At 40.0% G+C, this 22,192-nt stretch carries 26 protein-coding genes and 1 riboswitch; of the genes, 23 read left to right on the top strand and 3 right to left on the bottom strand.

Annotated features, from left to right (window positions below; all coding sequences use genetic code 11):
• The first annotated feature begins 40 nt into the window (after positions 1 to 40).
• The 20 genes from ACFO3D_RS10725 (at position 41) to ACFO3D_RS10630 (ending at position 17,493) form a co-directional block, all read left to right on the top strand.
• A complete protein-coding gene (locus tag ACFO3D_RS10725) occupies positions 41 to 403 on the top strand; it encodes an arsenate reductase family protein (RefSeq protein WP_390295742.1) in 363 nt (120 codons plus the stop codon).
• Between the two features lie 71 nt (positions 404 to 474).
• Complete coding sequence (gene gcvH / locus ACFO3D_RS10720; RefSeq protein ID WP_390295740.1) at positions 475 to 858, top strand: glycine cleavage system protein GcvH; 384 nt, start codon at positions 475 to 477, stop codon at positions 856 to 858.
• A gap of 254 nt (positions 859 to 1,112) precedes the next feature.
• On the top strand, positions 1,113 to 1,466 hold the full coding sequence (locus ACFO3D_RS10715; RefSeq protein WP_390295837.1) for a toprim domain-containing protein: 354 nt from the start codon (positions 1,113 to 1,115) through the stop codon (positions 1,464 to 1,466).
• Between the two features lie 173 nt (positions 1,467 to 1,639).
• The gene (locus tag ACFO3D_RS10710; protein WP_390295738.1) at positions 1,640 to 1,954 is read left to right on the top strand and encodes a thioredoxin family protein; all 315 of its coding nucleotides are present in this window, start codon (positions 1,640 to 1,642) and stop codon (positions 1,952 to 1,954) included.
• A 72-nt stretch (positions 1,955 to 2,026) separates the two neighbouring features.
• A riboswitch (SAM riboswitch) is annotated at positions 2,027 to 2,139 on the top strand.
• Positions 2,140 to 2,241: 102 nt separating this feature from the next.
• Positions 2,242 to 3,273, top strand: a complete 1,032-nt coding sequence (locus ACFO3D_RS10705) for a methionine ABC transporter ATP-binding protein (protein WP_390295736.1) — start codon at positions 2,242 to 2,244, stop codon at positions 3,271 to 3,273.
• A complete protein-coding gene (locus ACFO3D_RS10700) occupies positions 3,263 to 3,931 on the top strand; it encodes a methionine ABC transporter permease (RefSeq protein WP_390295835.1) in 669 nt (222 codons plus the stop codon). Before ACFO3D_RS10705 ends, ACFO3D_RS10700 begins: the two co-directional genes overlap by 11 nt.
• A gap of 15 nt (positions 3,932 to 3,946) precedes the next feature.
• A complete protein-coding gene (locus ACFO3D_RS10695; protein WP_390295734.1) occupies positions 3,947 to 4,774 on the top strand; it encodes a MetQ/NlpA family ABC transporter substrate-binding protein in 828 nt (275 codons plus the stop codon).
• Positions 4,775 to 4,982: 208 nt separating this feature from the next.
• Positions 4,983 to 5,153 carry a YuzK family famiily protein gene (locus ACFO3D_RS10690; RefSeq protein ID WP_390295732.1) on the top strand — a complete coding sequence of 57 codons (171 nt, stop codon included), beginning with the start codon at positions 4,983 to 4,985 and terminating at the stop codon, positions 5,151 to 5,153.
• 421 nt (positions 5,154 to 5,574) lie between these two features.
• On the top strand, positions 5,575 to 6,360 hold the full coding sequence (gene sufC, locus ACFO3D_RS10685; RefSeq protein WP_390295730.1) for a Fe-S cluster assembly ATPase SufC: 786 nt from the start codon (positions 5,575 to 5,577) through the stop codon (positions 6,358 to 6,360).
• 20 nt (positions 6,361 to 6,380) lie between these two features.
• Positions 6,381 to 7,691, top strand: a complete 1,311-nt coding sequence (sufD, locus tag ACFO3D_RS10680; RefSeq protein ID WP_390295728.1) for a Fe-S cluster assembly protein SufD — start codon at positions 6,381 to 6,383, stop codon at positions 7,689 to 7,691.
• A complete protein-coding gene (locus tag ACFO3D_RS10675; RefSeq protein WP_390295726.1) occupies positions 7,691 to 8,911 on the top strand; it encodes a cysteine desulfurase in 1,221 nt (406 codons plus the stop codon). The genes sufD and ACFO3D_RS10675 overlap by 1 nt, the downstream gene beginning before the upstream one ends.
• The gene (gene sufU / locus ACFO3D_RS10670) at positions 8,901 to 9,335 is read left to right on the top strand and encodes a Fe-S cluster assembly sulfur transfer protein SufU (RefSeq protein WP_390295724.1); all 435 of its coding nucleotides are present in this window, start codon (positions 8,901 to 8,903) and stop codon (positions 9,333 to 9,335) included. The genes ACFO3D_RS10675 and sufU overlap by 11 nt, the downstream gene beginning before the upstream one ends.
• A gap of 93 nt (positions 9,336 to 9,428) precedes the next feature.
• Positions 9,429 to 10,826, top strand: coding sequence for a Fe-S cluster assembly protein SufB (sufB, locus tag ACFO3D_RS10665; protein ID WP_390295721.1), 1,398 nt, complete (start codon positions 9,429 to 9,431; stop codon positions 10,824 to 10,826).
• 151 nt (positions 10,827 to 10,977) lie between these two features.
• Entirely contained in the window at positions 10,978 to 11,790 is an 813-nt protein-coding gene (locus ACFO3D_RS10660) for a sulfite exporter TauE/SafE family protein (RefSeq protein WP_390295719.1), read from the top strand.
• A gap of 12 nt (positions 11,791 to 11,802) precedes the next feature.
• The gene (locus tag ACFO3D_RS10655; protein WP_390295717.1) at positions 11,803 to 13,203 is read left to right on the top strand and encodes a bifunctional metallophosphatase/5'-nucleotidase; all 1,401 of its coding nucleotides are present in this window, start codon (positions 11,803 to 11,805) and stop codon (positions 13,201 to 13,203) included.
• A 66-nt stretch (positions 13,204 to 13,269) separates the two neighbouring features.
• Positions 13,270 to 13,572, top strand: a complete 303-nt coding sequence (locus ACFO3D_RS10650; protein WP_390295715.1) for a YunC family protein — start codon at positions 13,270 to 13,272, stop codon at positions 13,570 to 13,572.
• Between the two features lie 128 nt (positions 13,573 to 13,700).
• Positions 13,701 to 14,783, top strand: a complete 1,083-nt coding sequence (locus ACFO3D_RS10645; protein ID WP_390295711.1) for an HD-GYP domain-containing protein — start codon at positions 13,701 to 13,703, stop codon at positions 14,781 to 14,783.
• A gap of 69 nt (positions 14,784 to 14,852) precedes the next feature.
• Positions 14,853 to 15,638: a sporulation protein YunB gene (yunB, locus tag ACFO3D_RS10640; RefSeq protein ID WP_390295709.1), complete on the top strand. Its 786-nt coding sequence runs from the start codon at positions 14,853 to 14,855 to the stop codon at positions 15,636 to 15,638.
• Between the two features lie 214 nt (positions 15,639 to 15,852).
• Positions 15,853 to 17,394 (top strand): sodium-dependent transporter, encoded by a 1,542-nt coding sequence (locus ACFO3D_RS10635; RefSeq protein WP_390295707.1) that lies wholly within the window; start codon positions 15,853 to 15,855, stop codon positions 17,392 to 17,394.
• Positions 17,395 to 17,493 (top strand): methionine/alanine import family NSS transporter small subunit, encoded by a 99-nt coding sequence (locus ACFO3D_RS10630; RefSeq protein WP_390295705.1) that lies wholly within the window; start codon positions 17,395 to 17,397, stop codon positions 17,491 to 17,493. It abuts the gene before it with no gap.
• 50 nt (positions 17,494 to 17,543) lie between these two features.
• On the opposite strand, the gene ACFO3D_RS10625 is transcribed toward ACFO3D_RS10630, so the two are convergent.
• The gene (locus ACFO3D_RS10625; RefSeq protein ID WP_390295703.1) at positions 17,544 to 18,509 is read right to left on the bottom strand and encodes a M23 family metallopeptidase; all 966 of its coding nucleotides are present in this window, start codon (positions 18,507 to 18,509) and stop codon (positions 17,544 to 17,546) included.
• A 56-nt stretch (positions 18,510 to 18,565) separates the two neighbouring features.
• Positions 18,566 to 19,117, bottom strand: a complete 552-nt coding sequence (locus tag ACFO3D_RS10620; RefSeq protein WP_390295701.1) for a YhcN/YlaJ family sporulation lipoprotein — start codon at positions 19,115 to 19,117, stop codon at positions 18,566 to 18,568.
• Positions 19,118 to 19,260: 143 nt separating this feature from the next.
• On the opposite strand from ACFO3D_RS10620, the gene ACFO3D_RS10615 reads away from it, so the two are divergent.
• Complete coding sequence (locus tag ACFO3D_RS10615) at positions 19,261 to 19,536, top strand: YutD family protein (protein WP_390295833.1); 276 nt, start codon at positions 19,261 to 19,263, stop codon at positions 19,534 to 19,536.
• Between the two features lie 33 nt (positions 19,537 to 19,569).
• On the opposite strand, the gene ACFO3D_RS10610 is transcribed toward ACFO3D_RS10615, so the two are convergent.
• A complete protein-coding gene (locus ACFO3D_RS10610) occupies positions 19,570 to 19,845 on the bottom strand; it encodes a hypothetical protein (RefSeq protein ID WP_390295698.1) in 276 nt (91 codons plus the stop codon).
• A 402-nt stretch (positions 19,846 to 20,247) separates the two neighbouring features.
• Between ACFO3D_RS10610 and cpaB the strand changes: the two genes are divergently transcribed.
• Together cpaB and ACFO3D_RS10600 are read left to right on the top strand one after the other, a co-directional pair.
• A complete protein-coding gene (gene cpaB, locus ACFO3D_RS10605; RefSeq protein ID WP_390295696.1) occupies positions 20,248 to 21,030 on the top strand; it encodes a Flp pilus assembly protein CpaB in 783 nt (260 codons plus the stop codon).
• Between the two features lie 29 nt (positions 21,031 to 21,059).
• Positions 21,060 to 22,190 (top strand): CpaE/TadZ family protein, encoded by a 1,131-nt coding sequence (locus tag ACFO3D_RS10600; RefSeq protein WP_390295694.1) that lies wholly within the window; start codon positions 21,060 to 21,062, stop codon positions 22,188 to 22,190.
• Positions 22,191 to 22,192 lie beyond the last annotated feature (2 nt).

The following is a 22,192-nucleotide window of genomic DNA, read 5'->3' as shown; positions in this document are numbered from 1 at the left end:
AAATATATGAATAGAGAAATAATAAGGAGGGAAATAACATATGGCACTGACATTTTATTGGTATCCCAATTGCGGAACATGTAAAAAGGCCAAAAAGTGGCTGGACGATCATCAAATTGAATATACACCTATACATATTGTTAATAATCCACCTGCAAAGGAAGACTTACTCGACTTCATGTCCAAAAGCGAGATGCCACCTAAAAAGTTCTTCAACACAAGTGGGAAAAAGTACCGTGAATTGAATATAAAAGAAAAAATTACTGATGCGGATACTCAGGAAATGGCTGAAATACTCGCATCTGATGGTATGCTGATCAAGCGTCCAATTGTAACAGATGGAGAGAAAGTAACTGTTGGATTCAAGGAAGAAACTTTCAACGATACATGGCTACAAAGTTAAGCTGAAATACTAGAAAAAAGCATTATTACCTAGTATAGTAATAATGCAATTATTAAATGGAGGGATTTTCTATGAGCTTGCCAAAAGACTTATTATATTCTGAAGAACATGAGTGGGTTAAAAAAGAAGACAGCAAGGTCCGTATCGGGATCACTGATTTTGCACAGTCTGAATTAGGTGATATTGTTTTTGTGGAACTGCCTGAAGTTGGTGATGAAATTGAAGCAGATGAACCTTTCGGAAGTGTTGAATCTGTTAAAACAGTCTCTGAATTGTATGCGCCATTAAGTGGCACTGTAGTAGAGATTAATGAGGAACTTGAAGACAGCCCTGAGTTCGTTAATGAATCTCCATACGAAAAGGCATGGATGGTTGTTGTCGAACCATCTGACGACTCAGAATTCGAAAACCTGTTATCTGCTGAGCAATATCAGGAAGTAACAGAAGAAGACTAATTATATCAGATTTAATACAGAGATTGGCTATTGAACAGCTATGGTTCATAGTCAATCTTTTATTTTACCGCCAGTATTCACTCCTTGTTCTCAAGCTAGATATTGGGCAAATTTCTTATGTGTGCCTAAACCTTGTGTTTTTACATAAAATAAAGAAAAGAATGTTTCCCCAAACGATACGTATGTGTGAATCAAGGGAATTAATGGTAATGTCAGTTCGGTAATTTGACCTTGTTTAAGGAGTGCATGTTATGATGACGCATGACCCGGAAAAAGTGATTATCGTGGAAGGTCTTACAGATAAAAAACAAATCAAACGGGTAATAAACGATCAAGTTGAAATTATCTGCACCAATGGTACGCTTGGCGTTGAACGTCTTGACGAACTTTTAGAGACATATGATTTGGATAATCGTGATGTTTATATACTGGTTGATGAAGATAACTCCGGATTAAAGTTACGTAAACAGCTTGCGAAGGAGCTTCCGCATGCTGAGCATATTCATGTAAGCAGTGAATATCGGGAGGTGGCCACTACACCGGAAAATGTCCTTGCCACCGCATTAATCGGAAAGCGAATTGAAGTCAATCCACTTTTTTTACTTTAGCAGGTAGTTAGTTAAGTTATACTGCCTGCATATGTGCGACTATGGCATTCGCCATTAGGACTTGTATTTCATATATAAGGACCTTTTAGAAAGCAGAGACTCTTTTTGGAAATTCTATATCAAATACTAAGTTTTATATTTAATGCCGAACCAAGTTATTAAGGGTGATTTTGTTGGAAAAGGTTACGGACGAAATTTTGAAAAAAGACCATTACTTGCTATATATTTATACACCATTTTGTGGGACCTGCGCAGTTGCCAGGGGAATGCTTGAAAAAATAGAAAAGGTCCATCAGGATACTATTTTTTTCGAAATGAATGCCTCACTACACCCTGAATTTATGCAGGAGCATCAGATTGAGAGTGTTCCTTGTTTGCTGATTAAAGATGGTAATCGGATCAGGGAAAAAGTGTATGCATTCAAATCCACTGCCAATATATACAGTTACCTCATGAAATACGAGCCAAGCTTATTTGCAGGAAAATAACATTTTTTATTGACAGGTTAACAAAGCAATGCTATCATCATGATTATCGATTTTAAATTAAATATGTATTATCTCTTATCTTGAGCGGTGGAGGGGCTGGCCCTGTGAAACCGCGGCAACCTCAGATGAATTATATATCTGAAAGGTGCCAATTCCTGCAAAGCAATGGCTTTGACAGATAAGGGAACTTGAAGACCACATATGTTTACGTCTTTCTGTTCTCTTGCAGAAAGGCGTTTTTCTATTTCATTAGGACATAATAGCAGATAAGGCAGAGGAGGATTACCGTGATTACAATTAAGGGTTTAAACAAAGTATTTACAGCCAAAGATCGTAATATTACAGCAGTTGATAATTTGACCCTTGATATAAAAGAAGGCGAAATTTTTGGTGTTATCGGATACAGCGGGGCGGGCAAAAGTACGTTCGTAAGGCTGCTGAACCGGCTGGAAGAACCAACCGGAGGAAATATTACAATTGACAATCAGGAAATTACTGCACTTAACACAAAACAGCTTCGGGCAGCAAGGCAGGAAATCGGGATGATTTTTCAGCACTTTAACTTGCTCTGGTCCAGAACAGTAGCAGATAATATCGCCTTTCCGCTGGAAATTGCTGGGGTCCCTAAGAGCGAGCGGCAGAAAAGAGTGCAGGAACTGATTGAACTGGTTGGCCTGGCAGGAAGAGAGCATGCATATCCTTCCCAACTAAGTGGTGGCCAGAAGCAAAGAGTTGGGATTGCAAGGGCACTTGCCAATAAACCTAAAGTACTGCTCTGTGATGAAGCAACATCAGCACTGGATCCGGAAACAACCAATTCCATACTCGACCTATTGGTGGATATCAATGAGAAGCTGGGTTTGACTGTTATCCTAATCACTCATGAGATGCACGTCATTCGTAAAATCTGCAATCAAGTTGCAGTTATGGAGGATGGGAAGATCGTGGAACAGGGAGATGTTCTCGACGTCTTTTTACGTCCAAAACAGCCTGTAACCAGGAAATTTGTTGAGCAGGTTATGGGTGTGAATGATGAAGACGAAGGAATTGACCATCTAATCGGAACATATGAACACGGTAAACTTCTTCGACTTCACTTTATCGGGGAGACCACAAACCAGGCATTAATCAGCCAGGTTTCCAAGAAATTTAATATCGAAGTAAATATCCTGCAGGGTAAAATTACCAATACTCAACGTGGTGCGTACGGAACCTTGTTTGTACAAGTGATTGGAGAATCGCAAGAGATTAGTCAGGCAGTCGGTTTTATTACAGAGGAAACTTCAGTGGAAGTGGAGGTGATCCATGATGCTGAATAATTTGTTTCCCAACCTGGACATGCAGGACTTGTATACGGCGACATATGAAACATTTTATATGACGATAATTGCACTGGCAGGAACGTTTATTCTTGGAATTCTGCTTGGACTGCTTCTCTATTTAACAATGAAAGGTGGCATCTGGCAGAATAAGTTCCTTAACCTGATTGTAGCTGCAATCGTAAACGTATTTAGGGCAATACCTTTCATTATTTTAATCTTATTGTTATTTCCGTTCACCGACTTTCTTATTGGAACGATCCGTGGTCCTAATGCTGCATTACCCGCTCTGATAATCGGCGCGGCGCCATTTTACGGTCGTCTTGTAGAAATCGCCTTAAAGGAAGTTGACAAAGGTGTGGTAGAAGCCGCCAAGTCAATGGGGGCAAAAACGCACACGATTATTTTCCGGGTATTACTTCCTGAATCGATGCCTGCATTAATATCAGGGCTGACTGTTACAGCAATCGCCCTTATCGGCTATACAGCAATGGCAGGTGTAATCGGTGCCGGTGGCCTTGGAAATTATGCATATTTCTTCGGGTTTCAGCGTCGGGAGTTTGATGTTGTGTTTGTCTGTACCGTACTCATCATAATTATCGTATTTATTTTCCAATTCATTGGAGACTTTATTTCAAATAAATTAGACAAAAGATAAAAAGGAGATAGGAAAATGAAAAAAATATTAGCATTTGCTTCAATACTAACTGTACTTATACTGGCAGCCTGTGGTGGAGAAGAAACAAACTCGGACGATAATGTTATTAAAGTTGGAGCATCAAGTACACCGCATGCGGAAATCCTTGAAGAGGCAAAACCAATTCTTGAGGAAAAAGGGATCACTCTTAAGATCGAAGAATATCAGGACTATGTTTTACCAAACGAAGACCTATCAAACGGCAATCTTGATGCGAACTATTTTCAGCACATTCCATACCTCAATAAGCAGATAGAGGAAGTTGGTTATGATTTCACCCATATCGGTGGAATTCATATTGAGCCAATTGGTATTTACTCCAAATCAATAAAAAGTGTAGAAGAGATTCCTGAAGGCACCGAAGTACTGATGAGCCGTAGCATAGCCGACCATGGTCGTATTCTTTCCTTACTAGAGGCGGAAGGTTTAATCAAACTTAAGGAAGGCATCGAAAAAGTTGAAGCTACAGTTGATGATGTCGTAGAAAACCCTAAAAACCTTAAGTTTTCGTATGATTACGATGCAGCATTACTACCGGAACTTTACGAAACCGAGGAAGACACACTTGTTGCAATCAATACCAACTATGCAATCGGTGCTGATTTGAACCCGCTTGAGGATGCATTAATCCTTGAAGGCGAGGAGTCACCTTATGTTAACGTAATTGCAGTGAAAAAAGAAAACAAAGATAATAAAGCACTAAATACACTGGTGGATGTTCTTCATTCCGAAGAAATACAGAATTTTATTATCGAAAAATTTGACGGAGCAGTTGTCCCAGTGGACGGTTCTTCTAGCAACTAAAATGGCGAATTTTAAGGAATGTACAGCAAATGGAAGGTATTTGCGGTATGTTTTAAGATGAAGTGGTTATGTTTTCACCATTCTTTCAAACCTAATCCCTGACGTTTTTATACGTTTAAATGCACTTTGTGAAGGGAACCGTATTTGTGATAACCTTATTATCGTAATCAAATCGAAAGGATGGTTCACTATTAATAGTGGGATAACGATGAATTACACTCCAGAGATGGAGAAGGCAATGCAGCAGTCCAATAAGATGCCGTATGCTGAATACGAAAGAAAATTGGAAAAGCGTATTGCAGTCGAGAAAAGACGACAGAAAGAATATGAACAGTGTAAACACATGGTTGCTGAAATCGATAGTCAAATTCATAAATAATCAGTATAAAAATAGAGCACTGATACTCCAGGTTGGGTATCAGTGTTTTTTTGTACTATCAGAATTTATAAGTTTCTACGGAAGATAGTATAAGAAAAACTTCGACACTCGTTATAGACGAGACGAATGTAGAGTTTTTCTAACATATCAGAGCGGTGAATTGCTATTTAAACTCCACTTTCTGCCAGGAAGAATTACCAGTAAATCCAACCCTGTAGCGCATACTGTAGATAGTGTATAATATTGAAAGAACACGTTATCCCACAATAATTTCAGCCAATAGTCAAACCACCGTGTAGCTCAATGGGAAAGAGTTGATATTAAATTCGAAATGCTTTAAGATTGTAATGAGAATAGATTGAGAATGGATGTAATATCCATTTGAAAAATAAGCATAATAAAAGTAATTGGAGGTATCGATATGGCAGGATCAACGCTAGAAATCAAAAATCTTCATGTTTCAATTGAAGGCAACGAGATATTAAAAGGTGTAAACCTTACGATAAAGGGTGGCGAGTTCCACGCGGTAATGGGTCCGAATGGTACTGGTAAATCTACACTTGCTTCAGCAATTATGGGACATCCTAAATTTGAAATTACAGAAGGGACGGTTCACCTTGACGGGGAAGACGTGCTTGAAATGGAAGTAGACGAACGTGCTCGTGCTGGTCTTTTCCTAGGTATGCAATATCCAAGCGAAATCAGCGGTGTAACTACATCCGACTTTTTACGCTCTTCCATTAATGCACGTCGCGCGGAAGGCGATGAAATTCCTTTGATGAAATTTATCAAAGAAATGGACAGTACACTTGATTATTTGGAAATTGACAAAAACATGGCACAGCGTTACCTGAACGAAGGGTTCTCCGGCGGGGAGAAAAAGCGTAACGAAATCCTTCAGTTAATGTTGCTTAAACCGGAAATCGCAATTTTGGACGAAATTGACTCCGGTCTTGATATTGATGCCTTGAAAGTTGTTTCAAAAGGTATCAACAAACTGCGCGACGATAACTTCGGCTGCTTAATCATTACCCACTATCAGCGGTTACTTAACTACATTACTCCTGATAAAGTGCACGTAATGATGCAGGGACGTGTTGTTAAATCAGGCGGACCTGAACTCGCACAGCGTCTTGAAGCAGAAGGTTACGACTGGATTAAGGAAGAACTTGGTATCGAAGACGAAACAGTTGAGCAAAAAGCGTAAAAAGTCAGGAGGGGTAGGATATGACCGTGGACACAAAGCTGCCATACGATAAACAATACATCGAACAGTTTTCAACTGATAGAAATGAACCGGAATGGATGAAGTCATTGCGCCAGCAGGCTTTGGAACAAGCTGACACGCTTGGAATGCCGAAACCTGATAAGACAAAAATAACCAGGTGGAATTTCAGCAAGTTCAAGCATGAATCAGCGGAGACGAATAAGATTTCTTCTCTAAGTGAACTGCCGGCTAATATACAGGATTTTCTGGATAAAGATAATATCCCTGAAAACCTTATTGTACAGCGTAACCATTCAGTGGCATATGCTGCTTTGAATGAGGAACTTAAGAATAAAGGCGTTATTTTTACTGATATATTTACTGCTTTGAAAGAACATGAGGATCTAGTGAAGCGTTATTATATGAAAGATGCAGTATCAGTTGATGAGCATCGACTTACAGCACTTCATACTGCATTGATGAATGGCGGAGTTTTTGTTTATGTTCCGAAAAATGTTCAGCTTGAAGATCCGCTTCAGGTTATTTTTTGGCAGGAAGATCCGGAGACAGCGTTATTCAACCATGTACTTGTTGTTGCTGACGATAATAGCTCATTAACTTATGTGGAGAATTATTTCTCAGAGAATCACGAACAGGAAACAGTAGCTAATATTGTTACTGAGGTAATTGCCCATAATAATGCACAGATATCTTTCGGTGCTGTTGATAACTTTGCAGCAGGAACAACAACATATGTAAACCGTCGTGGTGTTGCATACCGTGATGCTAAAATTGACTGGGCTCTGGGACAGATGAACGATGGTAACACGGTGTCTGAGAACATCACACACCTTGTTGGTGATAACTCCGAATCCAATGCTAAAACTGTCTCTGTTGGCCGTGGAAAGCAAATTCAGAATTTCACTGCTAATATAGTTCATTTTGGAAAAGAATCAGAAGGCCACATTCTCCAGCATGGGGTTATGAAAGACAGTGCCACTTCCATTTTTAATGGTATTGGCAAAATTGAACATGGCGCATCTAAATCCAATGCAGAACAGGAATCGCGTGTCCTTATGCTTAGTGAAAAAGCACGGGGGGACGCTAACCCGATTCTTTTGATTGATGAGGATGATGTTACAGCGGGACACGCAGCGTCAGTCGGCCGTGTTGATCCAATGCAATTATATTATCTGATGAGCCGGGGTATTACACAGAAGGAAGCAGAACGCCTGGTTATTCATGGCTTCCTCGCACCAGTTGTAAATCAGCTCCCTATTGCTTCTGTTAAAGAACAATTAACACAGGTAATCGAGAAGAAGGTATACTAATGGATGTAAAAGCATTACGAGAACAATTTCCGATTCTGAATCAGGAAGTCAACGGTCATCCGTTGGTTTACCTTGATTCATCGGCGACATCACAGAAGCCCGTATCGGTAATTGAGGCAGTAAATGAATATTACCGGCAGGACAATTCAAACGTGCATCGTGGTGTTCACACACTTGGTACACGGGCTACTGAGAAGTATGAGGGCGCCAGGGAGAAAGTTAGACGTTTTATCAATGCCGGAAGTACAGCAGAAGTCATTTTCACTCGTGGTACAACCACTTCAATTAATACTGTTGCGTATAGTTATGCGCGGACCAATCTGAATGCCGGGGACGAAATCGTGCTCACTCCAATGGAGCATCACAGTAATATAATTCCCTGGCAGCAGGCAGCGAAAGCTACCGGCGCCACTTTGAAATATGTGCCGTTGCAGTCTGATGGAACGTTTACTTTAGACGATATTCGTGAGACAATAACAGATAAGACAAAAGTTGTTGCTGTTACTCATGTATCCAATGTACTGGGAACAGTAAATCCTATTAAAGAAGTAGCAAAGATTGCCCATGAAAATGGAGCGGTCATCGTAGTCGACGGTGCACAGGGTGCGCCACACATGAAGATTGATGTGAACGACCTTGATTGCGATTTTTATGCCTTTTCAGGACATAAAATGTGCGCACCAACTGGAATAGGTGTCTTATATGGAAAGCGGGAACTTCTCGAGGAGATGGAACCTGTTGAATTCGGCGGGGAAATGATTGATTTTGTTAACCTATACGATTCGACATGGAAAGAGCTCCCATGGAAGTTTGAAGGTGGAACACCAATCATCGCGGGCGCAATTGGACTTGGTGCAGCAATTGATTTCCTGAGTGATGTTGGGCTTGATAACATCACAGCACACGAGAAAAAAATAGCTGACTATGCGATGGCCCAGTTGCGATCAATTGATGGAATAACCATTTATGGTCCAGAAGAACGTGCTGCACTGGTGACATTTAACTTGAATGATGTCCATCCACATGACACGGCTACAGCCCTTGACTCAGAGGGGATTGCCGTCCGTGCAGGGCACCATTGTGCACAGCCATTAATGCGCTGGCTGGACGTTACCGCCACCGCAAGGGCAAGTTTTTATTTGTATAATACAGAAGAAGATATAGATCGTTTAGTCGATGGACTATTGAAAACGAAGGAGTTTTTTGGTGATGTCTTTTAACAACCTTGACACACTATACAGACAAGTAATCATGGATCACTATAAAAACCCAAGAAACCGGGGAACTGTTGACGGGGATGCATCACTAACTGTTGATATGAACAATCCAACATGCGGTGACCGGATTCAGCTGCAACTTCAAGTAGAGGATGGCATAGTTAGAGATGCCAAATTTGACGGAGAAGGCTGTTCCATCAGTATGTCATCCGCATCCATGATGACCCAGGCGATTAAGGGAAAAGAACTTGATAAGGCATTAAAGATGTCAAAAGTCTTTTCACAAATGATGCTTGGTGAAGAAGTGGATACAGACGAACTGGATCTGGGTGATATTGAAGCACTGCAGGGGGTATCCAAATTTCCGGCACGAATTAAGTGTGCCACCCTTGCATGGAAGGCAATGGAAAAAGGAGTCCAGCAGTAGCGGGAAAGCCTGTCAGTGATTGGAACACAGTGTTTAAAATCCATTGCCTGGAGAAATCCGGTTGATGGAGACACTAAAAGGAGGTTTTTTTACATGGCAAAGCAAATGCCGGAAATGGAAGAATATAAATATGGCTTTCATGATAAAGACGTATCGATTTTTCGCTCTGGAAGAGGATTGACCCGTGAAATCGTCGAAGAAATCTCTCGTATGAAGGAAGAGCCTGAGTGGATGCTTGAGTATCGTCTGAAAGCATTGGAGCAGTTTTATAAAATGCCAATGCCGCAATGGGGCGGAGACCTTTCAGAACTTGACTTCGATGAAATCATTTACTACGTTAAACCCTCTGAAAGAACAGAAAAATCATGGGATGAAGTACCAGACGAAATCAAGCAAACGTTTGATAAGTTAGGTATCCCTGAAGCCGAGCAGAAATATCTTGCAGGTGTATCTGCACAGTATGAATCAGAGGTTGTTTACCACAGTCTGAAAGAAGATTTGTCAGAGATGGGTATCGTGTTTAAAGATACCGATACGGCACTAAAAGAAAACGAAGATCTTTTCAAGCAGTATTTCGGAAAAGTAATTCCAGCGTCAGATAATAAGTTCGCTGCACTTAACTCAGCAGTATGGTCCGGTGGTTCATTCATCTATGTACCAAAAGGTGTTCAAACAACCACACCACTGCAAGCATATTTCCGGATTAACTCCGAGAATATGGGACAGTTTGAACGTACACTAATCATTGCTGACGAAGGATCATCTGTTCATTATGTTGAAGGTTGTACTGCACCGGTTTATACAACGAATTCACTGCACAGTGCTGTGGTTGAAATCTTCGTTCATAAAGATGCATATTGCCGTTATACAACCATTCAGAACTGGGCAAACAATGTCTATAACCTGGTTACAAAACGTGCTACTGCGGATGCAAATGCAACAATGGAATGGATTGATGGTAACATTGGGTCCAAACTGACAATGAAATACCCTGCTGTTCTTCTTAAAGGCGAAGGTGCACGTGGTAATACATTGTCAATCGCAATTGCAGGTAAAGGTCAGTTGCAGGATGCTGGTGCTAAAATGCATCACCTTGCACCGAACACTTCATCTACAATCGTTTCCAAATCCATTTCTAAACAGGGTGGTAAAGTATCATACCGTGGTATCGTACACTTTGGACGTAAAGCAGATGGTGCCCGCTCTAACATTGAGTGTGACACACTCATTATGGATAACGAATCAACATCTGATACGATTCCGTACAATGAAGTATACAACAACAATATTTCATTGGAGCACGAAGCTAAGGTATCCAAAGTTTCGGAAGAGCAGTTGTTCTATCTGATGAGCAGAGGCCTATCCGAAGAAGAAGCTACAGAGATGATCGTAATGGGCTTCATTGAACCATTTACAAAAGAACTACCAATGGAATATGCAGTTGAAATGAACCGACTGATTAAGTTTGAGATGGAAGGTTCTATCGGCTAAACAATACCACATAAAAGAGCTCGCTTAGCGGGCTCTTTTTGTATTGGTAATAATATCTCAATTAACTTGCACAGCATAACCCATGAAGATAAGGAGGCTAAGTGCTAGAATAGATATTAAACACTATAATACCTTGATGGAAGGGATATTGTTGGTCTACATAATATGCATGCTAATTGCAGTAATCGCCGCATTTATTGGGAGCTTGATAGGACTGGGCGGAGGAATAGTACTGATTCCAAGTCTGATATTCATGCACCACTTTACCGATGCCTTTGAATGGGCAACGCCACAAGTTATTGTTGGTATTTCCCTGGTAACAATGGTGTTCACTGCCATGTCATCTACTGTTTCCTACTTTAAAAAAGGACGAGTTGACTATAAAACGGGAATGTTATTTTTGACCGGCAGTATTCCCGGTGGTATTTTTGGGTCATGGTTAAATCAATACGTGGAAATGGAAAGTTTCTCCCTTTATTTTGGAATACTGACAATAGCGATTTCCATGTTGTTTCTGATTAAGCGGAAACCCGGAAAAACAGTTAAAGATGAATCAAAAGGCCGGACATTTATGCTGGAAGGCGAGAATCATTATTACAACGTATCTGTTTTTCCAGCTTTTATAATATCATTGGTAGTCGGGTTAATTTCCGGTTTATTTGGAATCGGAGGTGGCTCAATCATGGTGCCGGCGATGATTATTTTATTCGGGATACCGATTCACATTGCTACCGCCACTTCGATGTTTATGATTTTTTTCATTAGTGTAATCAGTGCAGGTACCCATGTTTATCTGGGACATATTATTTGGGAATATGCCATTTTCTTTATCCCTGGCGCGTGGATTGGCGGGACATTAGGGGCAAAGGTTAATCAGATGATTAAGGGAAACAAGTTGGAATGGTTGTTGAGGGTGGTACTAGTAGTGATTGGTCTGAGATTGATTATTGAAGGTATGATATAAGGAGTACAGCTAATGCAGGAAAAATTATTCTTTTACTATACAAATGATTTACACAGTAACTTTGAGAATTGGACAAGGGTTGCTGGGTATCTGAAAAAAGAGAAGGAACGAAGGATCGCAAGTGATCAGTCCTGCTGGTTGTTTGATATTGGTGATCATGTGGATCGTGTAAATCCGATTGCAGAGGCTTTTCTTGGGAAGGCTAACGTGCAATTAATGAATGACGTCGGTTATGACATTGCTACAATCGGAAACAATGAAGGCATTACATTGCCACATGAAGACCTTTTTCATTTATATGATGATGCCGATTTCCAAGTATCGTGTGCGAACCTTCATAATATTACAGAAGATGAACCAAATTGGCTGAAACCCACGGTTGAAATCAAGTCTATTAATGGGATAAAAATAGGTGTCATTGGACTGACAGCACCATTCAATGCATTTTATGAACTGCTTGGCTGGCATGTCGCTCCGCCTATAGAGACACTTGAAAAATATATTAATGGCCTAAATGAATCGACTGATGTTATTATCCTTTTGTCGCATCTGGGAATTAGTGAGGATCAGGAAATAGCTAGAAGGTTTGAGGAAATTGATCTGATAATTGGTGGCCATACCCATCATCTGTTGCGTACCGGAGAAATGGTAAATAATACACTCATTACTGCTGCGGGAAAACATTGTGCATTTGTGGGCGAAGTTATTCTTACCTGGGATCATGAAAAGGAAAAACTGGTTCATAAAGAAGCATATACAACGGATGCCAGTGATTTGGCCAAGGACCTTCACACGGAAAAGTTACTGCAGGAATTGATCGAAAAAGCAGATGTTTTGCTTGGTGAGCCGGTAGTTACTATTAAAGAACCAATTGAAGTTCAATGGTTCCGGCACACCGAAATAATGCAACGGCTGACCGATACGCTGCAGGAGTGGACAAGAGCTGATGTTGCATTATTGAACGCCGGTCTCCTGCTAGACCAGTTCTCCCCAGGTGTTGTCACATATAAAGATATTCATCGGATTTGTCCTCATCCTGTTAATCCTGTGGTAGTTGAACTGAAGGGGGATGAACTGCTTGAAGTAATCAGGGCTTCTCTTACAAAAGATCTGACCGAACTTAAACTGAAAGGTTTTGGTTTCCGCGGTGAGATTATAGGCGAAATGATTTTTTCAGGCATGAAGGTCGAAACAGTGGTTCAGGACAATGGGCATGAATATGTAAAGCAAGTCTGGATAGGTGCCGAGTTGCTGGATCCTGAGCAAACTTACTCCGTTGCAACCGCGGATATATTTACATTTGGAAGGCTGCTTCCCGAAGTAGCCAAATCTAAAATGAAAAAATACTTTCTCCCTGAGTTTCTGCGTGATTTACTTGTGGTTACACTCAGGTCGCATTTTAGTAATCATTAGGCAGGTTACCATTCTGCTCCCTAATGCATATCATATCGTATACGCAAAAGGGAGGAATGTAACTGAATGATCACAATAAACCCGTTGGAACTTGATGGCGTGTTTTTTACTGCAATAAAAGTTGAACTTCCGAAAACCAATCTCCTTATGATATCGAATGAGGTTGGTTATATTATGTGCGGCGCATTGGATGTTGATGTCTTAAATGACGTGTTGAAAGACAGAAAAGTAATTGCTGGTCGTGCAGTTGGCGTTAAAACGATTGATGACCTTCTCCATGCTCCACTGGAAAAGGTTACAGACGCTTCAAAAGAATATGGGTGGGAGCCTGGAATTATTGGTAAAGAGGCTCTGCTTAAAATATCCTAGATGTCTCCCCCAGGGGAGGCATTTTTGCTTTTCACTATAGCTTTATCGACGGTTTTCTGGTATGATTTCTTTGGAGATTGTCGAAATACATAGAAAAGTGTTGAACTTGGGGCAGTTAGGAGAACATTATGAGACTTGTGAGTACGAAATCACTGAAGCCTGGCGTAATGCTTGGCCAAACCATTTACAACGAACGTGGGCAGGTTTTGCTTCAAAAGGGTCTAAACCTTACAGAGCGGCTGATCAGGCGATTAACTGAACGAGGTATTACATACGTTTATATTGAAGATGAATTGACGAATGATATTCATATTGAATCGCCAATATCGGATACGCTACGGATTGAAGCAACGGAAGTGATTAAGGGAACCTTCACAGATATGCGGAACAGTGGAATAATGGATAATTCTTATATACTGGATAAAAGAGGTGAAAAACTGACCAATGTAGTTCAGCGGATTGTTGATGAGATGAGGAACAATTCCGGTACACTGTCATTACTTGCAGACATTTTTGTAACAGACAATTATATTTTTCAGCACTCGCTTAATGTCACCATTTACACCTTAGCAATTGGGTTGGAAATGGGAATGACAACAAAACAATTGTCCGAGATTGGAACTGGAGCCATGCTGCATGATATCGGAAAAGTTTTTATCGATCAGGATATCCTGCAAAAGCCCGGTAATCTGACCGAAGAAGAATATGAAACGGTAAAAAATCATACGAAACTAGGATATGACTTTTTAAGGAAGCAGCTGGAAGTGCCGCTCCTGGTTGCTCATTGTGCCTATCAACATCATGAGCGCTTGGATGGGACAGGATATCCGCGTGGTATCAAAGAAGAAGAACTTCATCCCTATGCCAAACTTCTCGGTATTGCTGACGTGTTTGATGCTGTTACAAGTAATCGGGTATACAGAGATGCCATGCTTCCACATGAAGGTTTGGAGATTCTTTACGCAGGATCAGCCAAATTATTTGATATTAATATAATTGAGGCGTTTAAGAAGAGTGTTGCGGTATATCCGAACGGTTTAACAGTGCAGCTAAGCGATAACAGGACAGGCATTGTTTCCAGACAGAATAAATTTTTATGCGACCGTCCGGTAATTAAAATACACAGGGAAGACGATAAAGAAGTAACCAAACCATATGAAATTGATTTGGGCAGGGCTTTAAATCTCACGATCACCTCAATCTCTGCGTAACATCAGAAGAAAAATTAAAATTCTAACCCTCGTGATACAGGCATAGTCTGTTTTAGGGGGGTTTTTGTATTGAGAAAACCTATGCGATTCAGCAAAAGAAGAATTCCAGGGACACCACCGCCCTTGAAAAATATTGTGGCAGTCACGATGGTGCTTTTTGTTGTTATTTCAGCGTTAAGTATTTGGCTGATTGATGAAGGGATAAAACCAACACTTATGGAGATTGCCGAAAGAAAAACCGAGGAGTTTGCTAGCCGTGCAATAAACTCTGCAGTTAAGTTTGCAGAAGATTATACATTTGAGGACTTTACAAAAATGACAACGGATGATCAAGGCAATATAACTACATTTGGTTGGAATTCTGAAGTGGTCAATGAAATAAACAGAGTGGCAACTGATCGTGTTGAAGAATTTTTTATAAGTATGAATGAGGGGCGGCAGCCAAGATACGAAGAATCGTTGAATGAACCTGTTGAATATGATGACCGAGCTGAAAACCTTCCTAAGAAAGATCCCACCGTAATTGAGATACCACTTGGGCAGGCAACAGGAAATACCGTACTTGCCAATCTGGGTCCCACAATACCGGTTAACCTTAATCTCGTAGGAAGTGTGCGAACCGATATCGTACATGTAAAGGAAAATCTTGGGATAAACGGAGCCCTGATCACACTTTACGTGATGGTCGAAGCAGATGTACAGATTGTGGTCCCATTCATAACAGATGTTAAGGAAGTTAGTACTAAAATATATATCGATAAAAGAGTTGTCATGGGTGATATTCCACAATTTTTTGGTGGGGATGGCGGTCCTGTGCTTTCCATTCCAAAGGAGGAGATAGAAGAAGATAAATAAGCTATTTTACAACCAAACCCATAATATTGAATTCTGGTAATTCAAAAACAATAATAAATATAGAAAATTATAATATTACTTTGACATAGGACAAAAGTATCGTTATAATACAAACATAAATATCAGAAAACAAGAAACATTTTAAAGATTCCTCGCTGCACATCGGGCGGTTCTTGGCTGATGACAGCAAGGAAAAAACAGGGGAGGTACTCAAATGGAAAGTCGTTCACAGTGGGGAACACGTGCAGGTTTTATTTTAGCTGCAGTAGGTTCGGCAATCGGCCTTGGAAACATTTGGCGGTTCCCATCCGTAGCGTTTGAAAACGGGGGAGGAGCATTTTTTATCCCATATCTTGTGGCGTTGTTAACTGCCGGAATTCCAATTCTTATTATGGAATTTACAATGGGACATAAATATCGTGGATCTGCTCCGCTAACGTTCAAGCGAATGGGGGGAAAGAAAACAGAGTGGATTGGATGGTGGGCAGTTCTGGTGTCGTTTGTCATCTCAAGCTACTACTCTGTTATTATTGCCTGGGCAATATCCTATTCTGTCTTCTCGTTCAATTTGAATTGGGGATCTGATACGGAATCATTCTTATTTAATGACTATCTAAATTTGACTGTTGATCCAGGTCAGACAGGGAGCTTTGTTCCTGGCGTTTTAATTCCATTAATTATCGTATGGATTGTAGTACTTGGAATTTTGTTTAAAGGAGTCAAAAAGGGGATTGAAGTTGCAAATCGGATCTTTATACCAGCTCTAATCGTTATTTTTCTTATTATTGTAATTCGGGCGATTACACTACCTGGGGCTATAGAGGGACTTAATGCTTTCTTTGCACCGGATTTCAATGCTATTATGGAACCTGATGTCTGGGTTGCTGCATACGGTCAGATTTTCTTCAGTCTTTCAATTGCATTTGCAATTATGATAACGTATTCAAGTTATCTGCCTAAAAAGACAGACTTGACCAATAACGCGTTCATTGTAGGTTTTGGTAACTCGAGTTTTGAACTCCTTTGTGGTATTGGAGTGTTTGGGGTTCTTGGGTTTATGGCTGCACAGCAAAATGTGGCAGTGGATGAAGTTGTAACAGGTGGCGTCGGATTGGCTTTCGTTGTCTTCCCGGCAATCATCAACCAGTTCCCGGCGCTTAATGAGTTATTTGGATTTCTGTTCTTCGCATCACTTGTACTAGCAGGATTGACATCGTTAATGTCAATCACGGAAACATATGTAGCAGGTCTTTCTGACAAGTTTGGTGTCTCTAGAAGTAAAGCTGTATTATTTGGTGGTGGAACTGCAGCAGTCATTTCACTGTTATTTGCTACACAGGGTGGTCTGTCATTCTTGGATGCAGCAGACTACTTCATCAACCAGTTTGGTGTAGCATTCCTTGGTCTTGTGGAAGTAATATTAATTGCTTGGTTCCTACGAAAACTCAACACGTTTAAAGACCACGCAGATGAAATATCTGATATCCGGCTTGGGCCATGGTGGACAATTAGTCTAAGTGTAATTACACCTGTTGTACTTGGTTACACAATGTTTGGTCTGTTCAGACAGAACCTTCTCAAGTTATTTGATACCGACACAGGTAACTATGGTAACTACTCTGATACCTTTATCATGTTCGGTGGATGGTTTGTTGCTGGTGGAGCAGTAGTAATTGCTATTCTGCTTTCATTAACCCGGTGGAAAAAGACAGAAGCCGAAGAAGAAGAGACAAGAAAAACTGGGGAGGGCTACTAGATGAGTGGTGGAGCAATATTTGTCATGATCCTTGGTATGGTTATTATCTGGGGCGGTTTAGCAGCCAGTATTTTCAATGCAGTAAGAAAAGCTAAATAATATAATAAGCGAGCCTTTGCCGTATGGCAAAGGCTCGCTTATTGTTTCATCTAATTTCTGGCCATGCGTTCCCATTTACGTAGATATGGGTACGGATCAAAGGACCATTCGCTGTATCCGTTATCCTTGTACATCCCATAATGTAAATGAGGCGGGAATTTCCCCGAAGTTCCAGGCGGTCCATAGCCGGTGGATCCTACCTTACCAAGTATATCTCCAGGTTGTACAATATCACCGACTTTAATATCATCGTTATACCCGCTTAAATGACCATAGTAATGGTAAATATTATAAATATCCCTTATGCCGATTCGCCAGCCTCCATAAAGGTTCCATCCCTTTAGCTCGACTACTCCATATGTAGTCGATTTCACTGGTGTGCCATAATCAGCAAAGATATCAGTTCCTTCATGGATCCGCAGACCGCCAAAACCCCGTTTGTGTCCCCAGGTACTCCTGTAACTATAGTTGTAACTTGTATCAACAGGGAAGTCCCGCTTAGTAAGGTAAACTTTATTGAATTTGCGGAAAACACGAGCGGTGTTCATAATGGTTTTTACCGATAAATCCCGTTTATAGTAATCCCAAAGAGCGATTTTCACTTCATCTTTAGACGACCCGTACTTAAGAATTATACTGGCCATTGTGTAGAGAACGTCTTCAGGATTACCTGGATTAGCTTTTCCATCTCCATTGCCATCTTTTCCGGCACCTTGGAAAAACTCAATAATGGTTGTATCCATAATCATTGAGCTATTTCCGAGACCATACCAGATTTCACTTGGTATATCAATGGAAATCAGCTTATCATCGGCACTCTCCTTTTTACTGTTTCGCTCATATTGATCAATAGCCGCTATATAATACCAAGGAAGCTGTGTAAGTGCCTCTGTTTTCTTGAACAAGGCTAAACGTTCTTTATATATACTTTTGGCGTCCTCGGCCTTTGCTTGCCCACCGAAACCTAAAAGCATTACAATAAACAGCAACAGAAACATGTTTATCAAGTTCTTCATCTCTGTTCTCACCTCCTATGGAAAATAGGACTAATCATATTAGCCCTATCATTCCGTTATTTTTTGTTGCCCTGTGGGGTTTTTTTCATTTCATTAATTATTCTTTCGACGGTTTTATCATAACTGTTATCCAGTACACTTGAATTATGAAGGCTCTGAATATCCGACATTAGCGTTGCATTGTCGGAAACATAAATATCGTAGTACCCGGGAAGGACTGAAACGGCCGTTTTCTTGGCAGTATCGGCTGCTCGAGAAGAATCAAGCGCTTCGTCTTTTGAATAAGCAATCAGGGCCACTTCATCTGTAACAAGTGTAGCGACTTCATTAAAACCTTCACTTCGTAAAATTATTCGTGTGATCATATTCGCAAGTTTAGTGCGGTCAACCCGTACAGTATGGTTACGTTCGTTGTCATTTTCAATCTGTTCTTTTGTGTAACGTACATAGCCAAGTTTGTTTTCCTCACCTGGGTTCTGGTTTTCCTGTTCAGGATCCAGTTCATTTACTATCTGTTCATGTTCATCAGCTGCATTATCATTACCCCCACACGCAGTAAGCATGGCTGTTAACAATATAGCAGCAGAAAGATACACTTTCTTTTTCATAGGTCTCCTCCTGTTAAAGGTGATTATTGTGTATAACCCTAGTTTGCTGATTTTGTGTCGAAATCATGCAACGAATTATTATAAAATTGGTGGTTGAGATTGTTACAGGTGTGATAAACTATAGTGTAAGTGGGGTGACGGACTTGATTGAACTACAGGGGAAAAAATATGAAATCATCGAAAATGTAAAAGATGGATTTGATGAAAAAAGACTTAGTGAGCGCTTTTCCGATATATTGTCAAAATATGATTTTATTGTCGGCGATTGGGGATATGATCAATTGCGGCTGAAAGGCTTTTATGATGACCAAAATCCAAAGGCAGCTTTCGACACTAAAATCAGTACACTTGATGATTATTTGTATGAGTATTGTAATTTTGGCTGTGCCTACTTCATCCTTAAAAAAATAGATCAATAAAAAGAGCGGTAGCCCTGTTAAGGACTATCGCTCTTACTGTACGGGGTTCACATCATCGGGTTCGTCATGGATAGGGTGGGCTCCAGGAGTCTGCCGCGGCAGGTCTTCGTGCAATTCTTTATAGGGATAAACGAATGCACTCTCACGACGCTGACCCTCTTCCCAAGGTGTCGACTTACTCTCCACTGGCTCATCCGCATTAATGGATGATCCAACCGGTCCTTCTGGAAATTCTTCTGGAATAAGATTATTATTCCTACTTCGGACATTTGAAAAGTCACTGAATTTTTTCTTGTCTTCTTTCGACATGCAACATTCCTCCTTATCTATAGCTTTTACTTAATAAAGAGAAGTAACATTCCAATTTCAGGCAAATGCATAATCATTATTTCCTACAAAAATATCCTGAATTTAAGATAACTGACATTTGTGCAATAATTTCAAAAAATCGATTTATATTACTAGTTATTTGCCTTTAATATCCATTAAATGTAAATATATGGTACTTATTCGTGACTTTAATCATGATTACCCCCTGTCTTAAGGCGGTATTTCTTTAAAGATTATCACCAAAACTAGGTAATTTTACCCGTGAGGAAACCACCCCAAACTGTAACATAATTGACACACGTTTTTAATGTGTAATGATTAGAATATATTATTTTTACCAGGATTTTCATGATTATCCTACATTGAAAGAGAGGTTCATGCATGCTTGAGTCGAAGAGGAAAGCAATTATATTTTTCTTAATCGCAATCTTATTAGCTGCTTTATCAGGATTTTTAGTATTAAAGAAGGTGCAGGCCCTAAATAGTAATTTAGGAACAATGATAGAAGTTGTTATTGCCAGTAACGAAATTTCCTCACGGGCTTTAATCACACCAAATGACATAACTACAGAGGAAATCCCCAAAAAGTACCTTAGAGACGAACATATTACTAACGTTGAGGATTTAATGAATAAAGTTTCTGTTGTACCGCTTTCCTCAGGAGATATTATTACGAAAAACATGCTTAAACAGGCATCTACTGTTACAGAAGCAGATAATCGACTTGTTACAGTTATACGGTCGGAGCGGGTTTTCTTCGATGAAAAGTTAACGCCCCTTGATCGCGTTGACTTTATCGTTTCACACACATTTAATGGAGAACCTGTTACAGAGGTGTTTATGAAAGACATCAAGGTAGCAAGGACAACAACAGATAACGAAGGTAAGTTTCAAGGTGTACAACTGGAAGTTTCGTTTGCGGATGTCCCAAGATTAATACATATGCAGAATTATGCAGACAGTTTACGAGTTATAAAATCAAACGTTGGTCAGGAACAGGAAACCAGCGAATCACCTGGGTCAGAAACAGAATCCGTGATTGAAGAAAAAGAGAAAGAAACAACCAAAGAAAAACAATCAAAAGAGGATCAAGAACTGAAGAAGGAAGAAAAAAACACTAAAGAAAAGCCAAAAGAAGAGGGAACGAAAAAAGATGGCGAGTAAATACGTTTCTTTTTCTATGGAGGAATCTTATGAAAAAAATAAATGAACTACATGTAATTGGGGAAAATGAACTTCTCTATGAATCAATTCAAGCCCAATTAAATGAAGAATTTCAAATACACCATATCTTAACTCCAGACGTAAAAAAGCATGCAATTCATATTGCACTTGTTTTAAAAACTGGACTAGAGTCACCACTTGACCTAGTCCAAATTGTGCTTGCAGAACACCCTAAAGCAGCAATTGTTTTTATAAATGATACTCAAGACTTCGATTTATTAAGGGACTTGACTAAAATTGGTGTGACAAACTATTTTGTTTTACCAGTAGAAGAGGAAATGCTGAAGGAAAGCTTAAACAATCTTATTGAAACTAGATTACAAGGTGAATTAGGTTCTTCAGAAGTATTTAAACGAGGTGGAGGAAGTGTATTTACCTTTTACAGTGGTAAAGGAGGATCTGGAAAATCATTACTTAGTACCGTTTTTGCCCAAACCTTAAAACTTGAGTCGACTGCTAAGGTGCTTTATATTGATTTGAATCTTCAATATGGTGGAGCGGAAACATTTTTAGGATTAGAAAGTAACCGTTCCATTATTGACTTAATCCCAGTCATTCATGAATTAAATGAACATCATCTACGTAATATTGCAGAGAAAGAGTCTCATTCAGGGTTAGATGTTTTGGTTAGTCCGCGCGATGCTGAGATGGCAGAAAAGATTGATCAGGAATTTATTCTACGTTTGATGCGAGCAAGCAAACGAAGTTATGACTTCATTATTGTTGATGTACCAACATGGATGGAAGAACGGGTTTATACTGCACTCGAAGAATCGGAGAAGATTTATTACGTGATGAATTTGGATACAGTTGCGATTCGAGTATTAAAAAATGTTGAAACATTGTATCAACAGCTGGGTATTAATGCAGCAGATCGAATGGAGCTTGTGATTAATTTTGCCGGTAAAGACAATGAATTAACAAAGAAGGATATAGAACGATTTGTTTCTTATCCTGTTGCATCTGAAATCAGAAGGGATTTAAAAGGCGTCCAGAGTCTTATCAATCAAGGCGTTCCATTACGTAAAGAACCAAAGGAAAAGAAGCTTATCCCTGTTGCAAAAGACGTTCAAAAATGGGTGCGTTACATGCTGAAATAGGA

The organism is Virgibacillus kekensis (assembly GCF_042654125.1).
GTDB classification, from domain to species: domain Bacteria; phylum Bacillota; class Bacilli; order Bacillales; family Amphibacillaceae; genus Lentibacillus; species Lentibacillus kekensis.
Note: the sequence above shows the minus strand (reverse complement) of the source record. Positions and strands in the feature narration are given on the sequence as shown.

Bases quoted from the DNA above. Each gene is read 5' to 3' on its own strand.
- ACFO3D_RS10600 (WP_390295694.1), top strand. From the start codon at position 21,060: ATGAAAAAAATAAATGAACTACATGTAATTGGGGAAAATGAACTTCTC.
- ACFO3D_RS10645 (WP_390295711.1), top strand. From the start codon at position 13,701: ATGAGACTTGTGAGTACGAAATCACTGAAGCCTGGCGTAATGCTTGGC.
- ACFO3D_RS10620 (WP_390295701.1), bottom strand. From the start codon at position 19,117: ATGAAAAAGAAAGTGTATCTTTCTGCTGCTATATTGTTAACAGCCATG.
- cpaB (WP_390295696.1), top strand. From the start codon at position 20,248: ATGCTTGAGTCGAAGAGGAAAGCAATTATATTTTTCTTAATCGCAATC.
- sufC (WP_390295730.1), top strand. From the start codon at position 5,575: ATGGCAGGATCAACGCTAGAAATCAAAAATCTTCATGTTTCAATTGAA.
- ACFO3D_RS10675 (WP_390295726.1), top strand. From the start codon at position 7,691: ATGGATGTAAAAGCATTACGAGAACAATTTCCGATTCTGAATCAGGAA.
- ACFO3D_RS10630 (WP_390295705.1), top strand. From the start codon at position 17,395: ATGAGTGGTGGAGCAATATTTGTCATGATCCTTGGTATGGTTATTATC.
- sufD (WP_390295728.1), top strand. From the start codon at position 6,381: ATGACCGTGGACACAAAGCTGCCATACGATAAACAATACATCGAACAG.
- ACFO3D_RS10650 (WP_390295715.1), top strand. From the start codon at position 13,270: ATGATCACAATAAACCCGTTGGAACTTGATGGCGTGTTTTTTACTGCA.
- ACFO3D_RS10690 (WP_390295732.1), top strand. From the start codon at position 4,983: ATGAATTACACTCCAGAGATGGAGAAGGCAATGCAGCAGTCCAATAAG.
- ACFO3D_RS10715 (WP_390295837.1), top strand. From the start codon at position 1,113: ATGACGCATGACCCGGAAAAAGTGATTATCGTGGAAGGTCTTACAGAT.
- ACFO3D_RS10700 (WP_390295835.1), top strand. From the start codon at position 3,263: ATGCTGAATAATTTGTTTCCCAACCTGGACATGCAGGACTTGTATACG.
- ACFO3D_RS10655 (WP_390295717.1), top strand. From the start codon at position 11,803: ATGCAGGAAAAATTATTCTTTTACTATACAAATGATTTACACAGTAAC.
- ACFO3D_RS10725 (WP_390295742.1), top strand. From the start codon at position 41: ATGGCACTGACATTTTATTGGTATCCCAATTGCGGAACATGTAAAAAG.
- gcvH (WP_390295740.1), top strand. From the start codon at position 475: ATGAGCTTGCCAAAAGACTTATTATATTCTGAAGAACATGAGTGGGTT.
- ACFO3D_RS10695 (WP_390295734.1), top strand. From the start codon at position 3,947: ATGAAAAAAATATTAGCATTTGCTTCAATACTAACTGTACTTATACTG.
- ACFO3D_RS10625 (WP_390295703.1), bottom strand. From the start codon at position 18,509: ATGAAGAACTTGATAAACATGTTTCTGTTGCTGTTTATTGTAATGCTT.
- ACFO3D_RS10635 (WP_390295707.1), top strand. From the start codon at position 15,853: ATGGAAAGTCGTTCACAGTGGGGAACACGTGCAGGTTTTATTTTAGCT.
- sufB (WP_390295721.1), top strand. From the start codon at position 9,429: ATGGCAAAGCAAATGCCGGAAATGGAAGAATATAAATATGGCTTTCAT.
- sufU (WP_390295724.1), top strand. From the start codon at position 8,901: ATGTCTTTTAACAACCTTGACACACTATACAGACAAGTAATCATGGAT.
- ACFO3D_RS10610 (WP_390295698.1), bottom strand. From the start codon at position 19,845: ATGTCGAAAGAAGACAAGAAAAAATTCAGTGACTTTTCAAATGTCCGA.